This is a genomic window from Streptomyces sp. NPDC001292 (genome assembly GCF_042896465.1).
In the GTDB taxonomy this organism is placed as follows: Bacteria; Actinomycetota; Actinomycetes; order Streptomycetales; family Streptomycetaceae; genus Streptomyces.
In genome coordinates this window covers 625,531-637,868 of record NZ_JBIAXG010000001.1, presented here as the reverse complement: position 1 = coordinate 637,868, position 12,338 = coordinate 625,531, and the positions used below count along the sequence as shown (strand labels likewise).

The 12,338-nt window shown below is 72.8% G+C and carries 12 protein-coding genes and 1 pseudogene; 5 read left to right on the top strand and 8 right to left on the bottom strand.

What is annotated here, in order from left to right:
* A partial coding sequence (locus tag ACFY4A_RS02770) for a PHP domain-containing protein (RefSeq protein WP_390827632.1) occupies positions 1 to 107 on the bottom strand: 107 nt, incomplete at its 3' end.
* A 223-nt stretch (positions 108 to 330) separates the two neighbouring features.
* On the opposite strand from ACFY4A_RS02770, the gene ACFY4A_RS02765 reads away from it, so the two are divergent.
* The 4 genes and pseudogenes from ACFY4A_RS02765 to ACFY4A_RS02750 form a co-directional block, all read left to right on the top strand.
* Positions 331 to 1,647: a DUF2252 domain-containing protein gene (locus tag ACFY4A_RS02765; protein WP_390827605.1), complete on the top strand. Its 1,317-nt coding sequence runs from the start codon at positions 331 to 333 to the stop codon at positions 1,645 to 1,647.
* 69 nt (positions 1,648 to 1,716) lie between these two features.
* Complete coding sequence (locus ACFY4A_RS02760) at positions 1,717 to 2,415, top strand: hypothetical protein (protein WP_390827604.1); 699 nt, start codon at positions 1,717 to 1,719, stop codon at positions 2,413 to 2,415.
* A gap of 84 nt (positions 2,416 to 2,499) precedes the next feature.
* Positions 2,500 to 3,318, top strand: coding sequence for a thioredoxin domain-containing protein (locus ACFY4A_RS02755; protein WP_390827603.1), 819 nt, complete (start codon positions 2,500 to 2,502; stop codon positions 3,316 to 3,318).
* A 108-nt stretch (positions 3,319 to 3,426) separates the two neighbouring features.
* Positions 3,427 to 4,301: pseudogene (locus tag ACFY4A_RS02750) on the top strand (alkaline phosphatase D family protein); the annotation flags it as partial.
* A gap of 6 nt (positions 4,302 to 4,307) precedes the next feature.
* Here the strand turns inward: ACFY4A_RS02750 and ACFY4A_RS02745 are convergent.
* Complete coding sequence (locus tag ACFY4A_RS02745; RefSeq protein ID WP_390827631.1) at positions 4,308 to 4,886, bottom strand: dienelactone hydrolase family protein; 579 nt, start codon at positions 4,884 to 4,886, stop codon at positions 4,308 to 4,310.
* 150 nt (positions 4,887 to 5,036) lie between these two features.
* On the opposite strand from ACFY4A_RS02745, the gene ACFY4A_RS02740 reads away from it, so the two are divergent.
* A complete protein-coding gene (locus ACFY4A_RS02740; protein WP_390827630.1) occupies positions 5,037 to 6,140 on the top strand; it encodes a mechanosensitive ion channel family protein in 1,104 nt (367 codons plus the stop codon).
* Between the two features lie 328 nt (positions 6,141 to 6,468).
* Here the strand turns inward: ACFY4A_RS02740 and ACFY4A_RS02735 are convergent, their stop codons facing one another.
* The 6 genes from ACFY4A_RS02735 to ACFY4A_RS02710 all read right to left on the bottom strand — a co-directional run bounded on the left by ACFY4A_RS02735 (position 6,469) and on the right by ACFY4A_RS02710 (position 12,103).
* On the bottom strand, positions 6,469 to 7,209 hold the full coding sequence (locus tag ACFY4A_RS02735) for an SDR family NAD(P)-dependent oxidoreductase (protein ID WP_390827602.1): 741 nt from the start codon (positions 7,207 to 7,209) through the stop codon (positions 6,469 to 6,471).
* A 51-nt stretch (positions 7,210 to 7,260) separates the two neighbouring features.
* Entirely contained in the window at positions 7,261 to 8,847 is a 1,587-nt protein-coding gene (locus ACFY4A_RS02730) for a Na+/H+ antiporter (protein ID WP_390827601.1), read from the bottom strand.
* 88 nt (positions 8,848 to 8,935) lie between these two features.
* Complete coding sequence (locus ACFY4A_RS02725; protein WP_390827600.1) at positions 8,936 to 9,403, bottom strand: GNAT family N-acetyltransferase; 468 nt, start codon at positions 9,401 to 9,403, stop codon at positions 8,936 to 8,938.
* Complete coding sequence (locus ACFY4A_RS02720; RefSeq protein ID WP_390827599.1) at positions 9,400 to 10,344, bottom strand: RluA family pseudouridine synthase; 945 nt, start codon at positions 10,342 to 10,344, stop codon at positions 9,400 to 9,402. The genes ACFY4A_RS02725 and ACFY4A_RS02720 overlap by 4 nt, the downstream gene beginning before the upstream one ends.
* A 42-nt stretch (positions 10,345 to 10,386) precedes the next feature.
* Complete coding sequence (gene lspA / locus ACFY4A_RS02715; protein ID WP_390827598.1) at positions 10,387 to 11,100, bottom strand: signal peptidase II; 714 nt, start codon at positions 11,098 to 11,100, stop codon at positions 10,387 to 10,389.
* Between the two features lie 61 nt (positions 11,101 to 11,161).
* Positions 11,162 to 12,103: a TraR/DksA family transcriptional regulator gene (locus ACFY4A_RS02710; RefSeq protein WP_390827629.1), complete on the bottom strand. Its 942-nt coding sequence runs from the start codon at positions 12,101 to 12,103 to the stop codon at positions 11,162 to 11,164.
* Positions 12,104 to 12,338 lie beyond the last annotated feature (235 nt).

The window sequence follows — 12,338 nt, the reverse complement described above, 5'->3', positions numbered from 1 at the left end:
ATGCCCATCTCATTGCAGGCGTTGAACATGTCCTTCAGCCGCGCGGCACCGTCCAGCAGCGAGTACTGGGTGTGGACGTGCAGGTGCGTGAACGGCGGCTTCGACACGGTTCGGCCTCCATGGACAACATAGACGACGGGCTGCGGACAGTCTGGGGGACAGCGTCGAAGTCTATGCCCCGGCACCGACACACGGCCGCGTTCCAGCCGTACCGTCGGGCGGGACGGCACGGGCACTCCTCCGCACCGCCGGACGTTGATCCAGGGGGACGCCCCTGCCGGACCCCCACTCCACACGTCATGCACCACCTGCACCAGGAGGCACTCCGCGATGTCGGTCCCCCAGCTCAGCGACGAGCAGCGCGGCAAGGAGATCATCGCCGTCCTCGACACCGCCTTCGGCGAGCTCCTGGCCGACGAGCCGGCCGCGTTCCACCCGCGGTTGCGGAAGATGGCGGCCTCGGCCCTCGCGTTCCACCGGGACACGGCCTGTCTCTTCCACCACGACCTGGGCGCCGAGCGGCGCGGCGGACCCTACCTGGACGACCGCACCTCGCGCGTGTGGATCCACGGCGACCTGCACGCGGAGAGCTTCGGCACCTACATGGACGCCGACGGCCGGCTGGTCTTCAGCGCCACCGGCTTCGACGAGGCCTACGTCGGCCCCTTCACCTGGGACCTCAAGCGGTTCGCCGCCTCCCTCGCCCTCGTCGGGCACGCCAAGGCGCTCAGTGACGACCGGATCACCGAGCTGGTGACGCTCTACGCGACCGCCTACCGCGACCGGATCCACGCCCTGGCCACCGGCGCCAAGCGCGACGAGGTGCCGCCCTTCACACTGGACACCGCCGACGGCCCCCTCCTGGACACGCTGCGTGACGCCCGCTCGCTGACCCGCGCCGGGCTGCTGGAGTCGATGACCGAGATCCGCGACTTCGAGCGCCGTTTCGCGCCCGGCGGCGGCGCGGTCGAGCTGGACGCCGCCACCCGCTACAAGGTCCTCGCGGCCTTCGACGGCTATCTGGAGACCCTGCCGGAGGCGTCGCTGGCCCGCCCGGAGTCCTACCGCGTCAAGGACGTCGTCGGCCGCCGCGGGATCGGGCCGGCCGGCCTGTCGTACGACATCCTCCTGGAGGGCGACAGCGACGCCCTGGAGCACGACGTGGTGATCTCCGTCCAGCGGGCCCGGACCCCGGCGGCCGCCCGGCAGGTCACGGACCAGGCGATCCGCGACCACTTCCGGCACGAGGGCCACCGCACGGTGGTCTGCCGGCGCGCCCTCCAGGCGCACACCGACCCGTGGCTGGGCTGGACCGAGCTGGACGGCGCGGGCCGACTGGTCACCGAGGTCTCGCCGTACGCCGTGGACCTGGACTGGGACGACGTCGACGACCCGGAGGAGATCGCGCAGGTGGTCGCCGACCTGGGCCGGGCCACGGCCGCCATGCACGCGGCAGCGGACGACACCTCGGGCGAGTCGCTGGTGCCGTTCTCCACCGAGCGGGCCATCGACGCGGCGATCGCGGGCGACGAGGAAGGCTTCGCGCCGCTGCTCGTCGACTTCGCGCACGCCTACGGGGCACGCGTGCGTGCCGATCACCGGATCTTCGTGGACCTGCTCCGCAACGGGGGGATTCCGGGTCTGTGACGGATGGGCCGCGCACAGGAACCCTTTAGGGGTCCCTTACCGGCCGACGTGACACACTCTTGTCTCGCTATGGACATATCCGGGACCAAACTCAGAGCCGTGCGCGCGGCGCTGTTCACGGCCGTGGTCGTGACGCTCAGCACCGCGTCGCACGTACTGCTGTCCCGGGTCCCGCTGCCGCTGAACACGGTGGCCGCGGTCGCGGCCGCCGTGTTCCTGCTCTCCTACGCCCTGGCCGGCCGCGAGCGCGGCTTCGGGCGGATCGCCGCCCTGCTGGTCCCGCTGGAGCTGGCCGCCGACACCGTCTTCACCACCGGCCAGCACCTCTGCTACGGCCCTGCGGGCGGTCCGGTCGCCGGTCCCCTGCGCTCGGTCGGCTTCGACGTGCTGTGCGGCGGGCACACCGACGTCGGCACCCCGCTGGCCCAGATGACCGGCACCGACACCGGCCGGCTGACCGCCCTGCTCGCGCACGCCGACCCGGCCACGGCCTGGCTGCTGCTGGCCGCGCACGTCGGCGTCGGTCTGGTCGCGGCCGGCTGGCTGCGCCGCGGCGAGCGGGCGCTCGCCCAGCTGCTGTCCGCGGTGGCCGCCACGACCTTCCGGCCGCTGCTGCTCGCGGTGGCGGCGGTCACGGTGCGCCGCACCCGCTCGGTGGGCCGGCCGGCGCGTCCCGCGCCGCGGATCGCCGCGCTGCGCGCCCGCATCCTCGTGCACTCCCTGGGACGGCGCGGACCGCCGTGCCCGGACGCCCTCGCGCTCGCCTGAGCCGCGCCCCTGGGCCACCCGAGCACGACAGTCCCCACTCGTACCCGCGCACGACAGCTGCGCGTCCCACAGGAGAACACCACCATGAGCAAGCGGAACAGCCAGTCGGCGAAGACGGCGGCCCGGGAGCGGCTGCGCGCCGAGCGAGAGCGCGAGGCCAAGCGGGCCAAGGTCAAGCGGCAGATCACCGTGGCCTGCACGGTCGTGGCCGTGCTGGCGGCGGCCGGCGGCATCGGCTACGCCGTCGTCCAGGCCAACAAGCCCAGCCGCTGGGAGGCCGTGAAGGACGAGAAGGTCGTCGCCCCGGCCAACACCACCGGCACCGACGGTACGACGGTGGTCATCGGCAAGAGCTCGGCCGCGAAGACCCTCAAGATCTACGAGGACCCGCGCTGCCCGATCTGCGGCACGTTCGAGGAATCCGTCGGCGCGACCGTCAAGAAGGACGTCGACGACGGCAAGTTCAAGCTCCAGTACATCGGCGGCACCTTCCTCGACAACCACGACAACGGCGAGGGCTCCAAGAACGCGATGAGCGCCATGGGCGCCGCGCTCAACGTCAGCCCCGAGGCGTTCCTCGACTACAAGGCCGCGCTGTACTCGAAGAAGTGGCACCCGGAGGAGACCGACGACAAGTTCAAGAACGACGACTACCTCATCCAGGTCGCGGACACCGTGCCGGCGCTGAAGAACAACGCGTCGTTCCGGAACGACGTCAAGAGCGGCAAGTACGACGCCTGGGCGGTGGCCATGTCGAAGACCTTCGACGACAACAAGGACGGCGTGACCGGCACTCCGAGCCTGGTCATGGACGGCAAGGTGCTGACCGCCCCTGGCACCCAGAACCCGCCGATGACGGTGGACGAGTTCAACGCGGTGGTGGACGCGGCCCTCAAGGGCTGACCTCCGGCAGGGCGGCGCTGCCGCCGCCGTGAATCACGCGCGAAGAGCGGGCGAACCTTCACCGGTTCGCCCGCTCTTCGCACTTACCGGTCAGAAATCCGATCGCCCGTGACCAGTCGCCACAGACAACCCGAGAGCGCCGGCTCGCCCGTCGCGCGCCGCCGTACGTCCGTCAAGGCCGCGGCCGCCGGCGCCGTGCTGGCGGGTCCGCTCGCCGCCGCGCTGCCCGCACGCGCCGTCACCGGTGCGCCCGCCCTCCTGCACGGCGTCGCCTCCGGCGATCCTCCCCCACTGCCTCGAGGTCGTGGGGGGACCCTCACCGGACGGCATCCTGCTGCGGACCCGGGTGAGCCCCACCCCCGAGGCGGCACCCGGGTCCGGGCTCGGCCCGGACACCGAGGTGCGCGGGCGTGGCCGGGGGCAGGGGGTTCACCGACGTCGTCGCCGAGGGCTCGATCACCGCGACGGCCGCCTCCGACCACACCGTCAAGGCCGACGTCCGGGGACTGCGCCCGGCCGTCAACACCGACCAGTGGGACGGCTGCACCGACGACCGCCGCGAACTGCTCGCCCAACTGCGCGCGAACACGATCCGCAACACCGTCTTCCTGACCGGCGACATCCACCTGGCGTGGTCCAACGACGTCCCGGTGGACGCCGGGACGTATCCGCCGCCGGCGTCCGCCGCCTCGGAGTTCGTGGTCACCTCGGTGACCTCCGACAACCTCGACGACATCGTCAAGGTTCCCGAGGGCAGGGTCTCGGCGGTCGCGGCGCCCGTGATCCGCGCCGCCAACCGGCACGTCCACCGGGTCGGTGCCGACCGCCACGGCTACGGCGTGCTGGACCTGACCGCCGACCGCGCGCAGATGGACTACTACGTGCTGTCCGACCGCACCAGCCCTGACGCGACCTCGGCCCGGACCCGTTCGTACCGCACACGCAGCGGCACGCAGAAGGTCTGGCGCACCTACGACCCGGTCCGAGCCCTAGTCGGTTTCGAGGTCCGCGAGGAAGCCGAGCGCCACCCGCCAGGTGGCCTCGGCGGCCTCCTCGTCGTAGTCCGGCAGGTCGGGGTCGGTGTACAGGTGGCCGGCCCCGGCATAGCGGTAGACCTCCACGTCGGCGCCGGTGCGGCCCATCTGGAGGTACCAGGCGCTCAGCCAGTCGTCCGGCTCGAACGGGTCGGGTTCGGCCACGTGCAGCTGGACGGGCAGGCCGTCGGCGCTCGCGTTCGGCGCGACGTCCGAGGTGCCGTGCAGCAGGAGCAGTCCACGGGCCTTGTCGTCGCCGAGGGCGAGCGTCTGGGCGGTGGCGGCCCCGAACGAGAACCCGGCGTAGACCAGGCCCCGCTCCGAGTAGGGCGCCGCGGCCAGCACGGCACGCTTGAGCAGCTCGTCCTTGCCGATCGAGTCCTTGCAGGCCCTGCCCTCCTCGACCGTGTCGAACGAACGGCCCCCGAAGAGATCCGGCGTCCACACCTCGTGCCCGGCGGCACGCAGCCGGTCCGCGGCCTGGTGTACCGCGGGTCTGAGGCCGTAGGTCGAGTGGAAGAGAACGATGTTCATGAGCTCATGGTGCCAGCCGGGTACGACGGCGTCCGCCGGCCACGGTGGGCGGCCGACCGAAGAGAGTCTCGTCACACCACCCCCGGCTCTACCCCCGATCTTCACGATGACACGTGTTCACACCGCGCGTCGCAGGTTAGGTTCGCAGGCATGGAGAACGTACTCCGCCCTCTGATCGTGGTCGGCGGCTCGGTCGTCCTCACACTGGTCATCGGCTGGGCCACCGACCTGCTGCTGCGCAAGGCCGACGGACGGCACCAGGACAAACCGTTGTGGGGCCTGCTGCGCCGTGCCCGCGTCCCCTACCAGCTCGTGCTGTGCGCCGCCCTGCTGAGAGGCTCCTACGACCAGGCCGAGCTGCTGCAGGAGCACCGGGTCGGCATCGGCCGGACGCTGACCCTGGTGCTGATCGGGTCGGCGGCCTGGCTGGTGATCCGGATCGCTGGCGCCGTCGTCGAGACCTCGTACACGCGCTACGCCAGCGCCCGGGCGCACCGGGATCCGGCCCGGGTGCGGCGGGTGCGCACCCAGGTCGAGCTGATCATGCGCGTGGTCTCGGCGGTGGTCATCGTGGTGGCGGCGGCCTCGATGCTGCTGACCTTCCCGGCGATGCGCGCGGCCGGTGCCTCGCTGCTGGCCTCGGCCGGCCTCCTCGGCATCGTCGCCGGTGTCGCGGCGCAGTCCACGCTGAGCAACATGTTCGCGGGGCTGCAGATCGCCTTCGGCGACATGGTGCGGATCGGCGACACCGTGGTCGTCAACGGCGAGTGGGGCACGGTCGAGGAGATCACGCTGACCTTCCTGACGGTACGGACCTGGGACGAGCGCCGGATCACCATGCCGGTGTCGTACTTCACGTCCAACCCGTTCGAGAACTGGTCGCGTGGCACCCCGCAGATGACCGGCACCGTCTACTTCCACCTCGACCACTGCGCGCCGATGGACGCGATGCGCGAGAAGCTGCGCGACATCCTGCGCGAGTGCCCGGCCTGGGACGGCCGCGCCTACAACCTGGTGGTCACGGACACGACGCCGACCACGATGCAGGTACGGGCACTGGTGACGGCGAAGGACGCCGACGACATCTGGACGGTACGGGTCGTGGTCCGCGAGCAGATGCTCCGCTGGCTCTCCGAACACCACCCCTACGCCCTCCCCCGCGTCAACACGGCCGGCGCCGTACCAGCCCCGGGCCGCTCCCACGACGGCACGCCCCACCCCGCCTTCAACAAATCCCCGTCAGGCCGGGGCTGACCACCCGCCACCACCTGGGAGCGGACAGCCGGTCCGGGCCCACGGCGGGCTCGGTGGCCCGGACCGAGCACCCGCGCCCGGCCACCGCCCGCCGCCGACCGGGAACGGGGCCGCCAGGCACCGGGGCCTCCCCGGCCCGCGGACCGGGCGAGTGGATCGGTGCCCCGGCGCTGCGCTCACCCGACCGGCGGCGGCGCGCCCCCGGGACCGCGCCCACCGTCGCCGACTCGTCGTCGGCCCGGTCGCCGCGGACCGCCCGCGGTGCCCGCACGGCCGCCGAGTCCGGCGGCCGTGCGCGCCAGGAGGGGGCCGCGGACGCGCGGTGGGGTCAGTGGCCGCGTTCCGCGCCGCCGTTGACCTGGATGATCTGGGAGGTGATGTGGGCGGCGGCCGGTGAGGCGAGCCAGTGGAGGGTGGCGGCGATGTCGCCCGGGGTCCCGGGGCGGCCGGTGGAGGTCTCGGCGACGAGCCGTTCGCGTCGGGCGTCGTCCATCGCGTCGCCGAAGAAGTCGGTGTCCTCGACGTACCCGGGCGCGACCAGGTTCACCGTGATCCCTCGCGGGCCCAACTGGCGGGCCAGGTCGTGGGCGTAGGGGTGCAGGGCGGCCTTGGAGGCGGCGTAGGCGCCGCTGCCCGAACCGCGGTAGGCGGCGATGGAGCTGAGGAACAGCACCCGGCCGCCCGGCTCGGCGAGCCGCTCCTTGAGGGCCTCCGTGAGCAGCACGGCGGTCAGGGTGTTGATCCGGAAGTTGACCATCCAGTTGTCGGCGACGAGGTCGAGCGGATCCTCCCGCTCCACCCGGGGCTCCAGCCGCCCCGACCCTCCGGCACTGTGGATCAGCACGTCCACCGCCCCGAGCTCGTCGGCCACGAACCGGGCGACCGACCGCACCCCGGCCACGTCACCCACGTCGGCGGCGAACGTCAGCGCGCCCGGCACCCCGGCCCTGTGCAGCACCTCGCCCCGCCGCCCGAGCAGCAGCACCCGGTCCCCGTCAGCCGCGAAGGTCCGCGCCGCGGCGAGTCCGATCCCGGTACCGCCCCCGCTGATGACGACGTTGCGACTCATGGTCCGAGCCTACCGAGACGGCACCGGCCGGTCCCGTACACCGAGCGCGGCTCACCGCAGACTGCGTACGTCCAGGTGGCGCAGTACCCGGTCCACGATCTCCGGGTCTGCCCCCGGCTCCCTGCGCGCCGCCAGCACCTCGTGCCGCGCCGCGCTCAGCATCTCGCTCTGGATCCGCCGCAACCGCTTCAGCCGCCGTACGCGCTTGTCGTGGCCCTCCCTGCGCTCCTCCTCCCCCCACTGCGGGCTGATCCGCAGCCCGATGTCGAAGGCCCGCCGCAGCATCTGCTCGGACAGCTCCTCCGGCAGTTCCTCGACCGCCTCGATCTCCCGCAGCCGCCGCCTGGCCGCCCGCGCCGCCCGCGCCGCCAGCTCCTCCTCGAACGCCTTCTCCCGTTCGGTGTCCGCCCGTACCCCCAGCCGTTTGACCAGCCACGGCAGCGTGAGCCCCTGGAGCACGAGCGTCGCCATGATCACCCCGAAGGCGATGAACACGATCTCGTCCCGGTCGGGGAAGGGCGCGCCGCTGTCCGTCTTCAGCGGAATGGCCAGGGCGAGCGCCACCGAGGCCACGCCGCGCATCCCGGACCACCACATGACGACGGTCTCCCGCCAGGTCATGGGGATGTCCTCCTCGTAGTCCCGCAGCGCGTGCATCCGTCTGGTGAGCCAGGTGGCCGGCAGCAGCCACACCAGCCGTACCAGCACCACCACGGCCACGACCACGCCCGCCCAGCCGAGCAACTCGCCCCACCGGCCCGAGGCGGTGCGCAGCGCGTTGTGCAGTTCGAGGCCGATCAGCCCGAACGCGACCCCGGTGACGAGCGTGTCCACGACGTTCCAGACGGTGTGCCCGGCCAGCCGGGTCAGCACGTCGTCGGCGTCGGAGGCGTACTCGGCCAGGAACAGCGCGGTGGTGAGCACCGCGAGGACGCCGGAGCCGTGCAGCTCCTCGGCCAGCACGTAGGAGGCGTACGGCACGAGCAGCGTCAGCCCGATCTGCAGGGTCGGGTCCCCCAGCAGGTTCAGCACCTTGTTCGTGCCCCAGCCGAGCACCATGCCCACGGCCACCGCCACCACCGCGGACAGCACCAGGTCGAGCCCGGCCCGCCAGGCCGAGAACTCCCCGCTGACGGCGGCGGCGATCGCCACGTGGTAGAGGACGATGGCCGTGACGTCGTTGAACAGCCCCTCGCCCTCCAGGATCGACACCAGGCGGCGCGGCAGCCCGAGCTGTCCGGCCACCGCGGTCACCGCGACCGGGTCGGGCGGCGCGACCAGCGCGCCCAGGGCCACGGCCGCGGCGACGGACAGCCCCGGCACGATGGCGTGCGAGACGACGGCGACACAGAAACTGGTGACGAACACCAGTGCCACGGCCAGCAGGAAGATCGGCCGTTTGTGCGCCGTGAACTGCCGCCAGGAGGTGCGCCGTACGGCGGCGTAGAGCAGCGGCGGCAGCAGGGTGGGCAGGATCAGAACGGGCGGGATGCTGACGTTCGGCACGAAGTCGAGCACCGCGAGGACGATCCCGAGCAGCGTCATCAGGACCGGCGCGGGCAGCCCGAACCGGTCGCCGATCGGGACGCTGATCACGGCCCCCAGCAACACGACGAACAGCAGGGCCAACTGATCCACGCTCAGCGCTCCGGGACGTCGGACGTTCACACGACAGGCTTCCAGCCTGCCACGCCGCCCCGCTCACCGGCCGCTTCGGACCCGTGGACTACAAGGCGCGCCGCATCGCCCGGTGCGGGATGCCCGCATCGGGGAACTCCGGTCCGTACGCCTCGTATCCCAGCCGCTCGTAGAAGCCGAGCGCGTGGCTCTGCGCGTGCAGGTCCACCGCCGTGAGGCCGCGCGCGTGTGCCGCGTCCTCGATGGCACGCACCAGGGCCGCGCCGACGCCCAGCCCGCGCGCGTCCCCCGTGACGGCGAGCCGCCCCAGGGAGCCGAGCGCCGGGTCGCCGCCGGTCTTCGCGGCGGCCGCCGCGCCGTACAGCAGCCGCCCGGTGCCGAGCGGCACGCCGTCCTCGCGGACCGCCAGCACATGCACGGCGACGGCGTCGTACTCGTCGTACTCGATGTCCTGCGCAACGCCCTGCTCCACGACGAAGACCTCCTTGCGCACCGCGAAGCATGCCTCGCGGTCGGCGGGGTCCTCGGCGACACGCACCTCGTACGGCAGGCTCATGCGTACGTCTCCTCGCGGACCTGGTCCAGGGCCTTTTGGAGGTCCTCGGGGTAGTCGCTGGCGAACTCCACCCACTGGCCGTCGCCGGGGTGCTCGAAGCCGAGCCGCACCGCGTGCAGCCACTGGCGGGTCAGCCTCAGCCGCTTGGCGAGGGTGGGGTCGGCGCCGTAGGTCAGGTCGCCGACGCAGGGGTGGCGGTGGGCGGCCATGTGGACGCGGATCTGATGGGTGCGCCCGGTCTCCAGCTTGACGTCGAGCAGGGAGGCGGCGCGAAACGCCTCGATCAGGTCGTAGTGCGTGACGGAGGGCTTGCCGTCGGCGGTGACCGCCCACTTGTAGTCGTGGTTCGGGTGCCGGCCGATGGGCGCGTCGATGGTGCCGCTGGTCGGGTCGGGGTGGCCCTGGACCAGGGTGTGGTAGCGCTTGTCGACCGTGCGCTCCTTGAACTGGCGCTTGAGCGACGTGTACGCGTACTCGGACTTGGCGACCACCATCAGGCCAGAGGTGCCGACGTCGAGGCGGTGCACGATGCCCTGGCGCTCGGCGGCGCCGGAGGTGGAGATGCGGTAGCCGGCCGCCGCGAGGCCGCCGATCACGGTCGGACCGGACCAGCCGGGGCTGGGGTGCGCGGCGACGCCGACCGGCTTGACGATCACGACCACGTCATCGTCGTCGTGCACGATCTCCATGCCCTCGACCGGCTCGGCGACCACCTGCACGGGTGCGGGTGCCTGCGGCATCTCGACCTCGAGCCAGGCACCGCCGCGCACCCGCTCGGACTTGCCGGCCACCGTGCCGTCGACCAGCACCTTGCCCGCGGCGGCCAGCTCCGCCGCCTTCGTACGGGAGAAGCCGAACATCCGGGAGATGACGGCGTCGACGCGCTCGCCCTCCAGACCTTCGGGCACGGGCAGGGTACGGATCTCGGGAAGCGTGCTCACCCGTCGAGTATGCCGGACCGGTCCGGCCGTCCCGTCCCGGGCTCAGTCCTTGTGGACGGTCCCGTCCGGGTCCAGGCCGCGGAAGGAGAGCAGCACGATCAGGATGCCGCCGCACACGATCGCCGAGTCGGCGAGGTTGAACACGGCGAAGTGCTTCGGCGAGATGAAGTCGACGACCGCGCCCTCGAAGACGCCCGGCGAGCGGAAGAGCCGGTCGGTGAGGTTGCCCAGGGCACCGCCGAGCAGCAGGCCGAGCGCGATGGCCCAGGGCAGACTGTGGAGCTTGCGCGCGAGGCGGGTGATCACCACGATCACGGCGGCCGCGATGACCGTGAAGATCACGGTGAAGGCCTCGCCGAAGCCGAAGGCCGCGCCCGCGTTGCGGATCGCCTCCAGTTGCAGCCAGTCGCCGATGAGCCGGATCGGCGGGCGGTGTTCCAGCTTGGCGACCACGAGCATCTTGCTGGCCAGATCGAGGGCGTAGGCGATGGCCGCGACCGTGAACAGCACGGCGACCCGGCGCCGGCCCCGGGGCCGCTCGGCGGCGGGTGCCGTTCCGTCCGCGCCGGCCGGCGTCCCGCTCGTCCCGTCCGTGCCCGCCGCCGTGTGGTCGGTGCCGGGCCCGCCGGCCGGGGCCTGTGCCCCTTCGGCGCCGGACGGGCCGCCCCGCGCGGCGTTCCCCCCGGGTCGCTGCCGCCCCGCTCCCGCCGCGTCCGGAGTGTCCGGCGTACCGATGATGCGCTCCGCCTCTGCCACGTGAGTCCCTTGACCTAGGTACCTGACTGGGGACGAGACTACGGCACGCCTCGCACCCGGTTCAGTACCGGCGTTCCTGCTTCTGCTTGCACGCCACGCACAGGGTGGCCCGCGGGAAGGCCTGCATGCGGGCCTTGCCGATGGGGTTGCCGCAGTTCTCGCACAGGCCGTAGGTGCCCGCGTCGAGCCGTTGCAGGGCCCGCTCGGTCTGGGTGAGCATCTCGCGCGCGTTGGCGGCCAGCGCCATCTCGTGCTCGCGCGTGATGTTCTTGCTGCCGGTGTCCGCCTCGTCGTCGCCCGCGCCGTCGCCGGAGTCCCGCATCAGACCCGCGAGGGACTCCTCCGACGAGGTGATCTCGGTGCTCAGCCGCTCCATCTCGGACTCGAGCTCCGCGCGGGCCGCCGAGACCTCCTCCAGGGTCCAGGGATCCTCACCCGTGCGCACCGGGAGGTCGCCCGGATCCACCGCCGCGGCGATGCGTGCCTTCGGGACGGCGGTCTTCGCCGCCGCGGCCGTTCCAGGAGTCTTCTTCGCAACCACCGTCGTGGCTCCCGTCTGCTTCGCGGCCCGAGCCGCGCCCACCTTCTTGGCCGTCCTCTTCCTGCCCGCACCCGCACCGGAGACACCAGGAGCCGCCACGCGACCCGCACCGTCCCCGTCCCCCGCGGCCCCCGTCTCCGCCCCGCCGGCACCGCCGCCCCTGGCCACCGCCGCACCAGCCTTCCTGCCGGCCTTCCTCCGACCGCCCACCCCCGCCCCGGCGATGTCCGTGACCGAGTCCTCGCCGGCGCCCGCCCCGTCACCGCCGACCTGCTCCCGCGCACCCGTCTCCGCGGCTGCGACGTCCCCGCCGGTGGCGTCCGCCTTCCCGTGAGCGCCCTTCCCGCCCGCCTTGTGGGTGGCCCCTTGCCCACCTGCCTTCCGAGCACCGGGCTTCTCGGCGGCAGCGCCGTGGACGGCAGCGCTCTGGCCGCCCGCCCCCGCCCCGGCGGTCTCCCCCACCGGGGTTTCCTCGGTGACGGTCCCGTCACCGCCGGCCCGCTCCCGCGCACCCGCCTCCGCGGCTGCCGCATCCCCGCCGGTGGCGACCGTCCGCCCGCGAGTGCCCTTCGCACCGGCGCCCGCCTTGCGGGCGGCCCCGTGCCCGCCTGTCTTCCGGGCACCCGACTTCTCGGCCACGGCGTCCTTCTTCCCCACGGCGTCCTGTGCGGCAGCGGCCTCCTTGCCCGCACCGGCC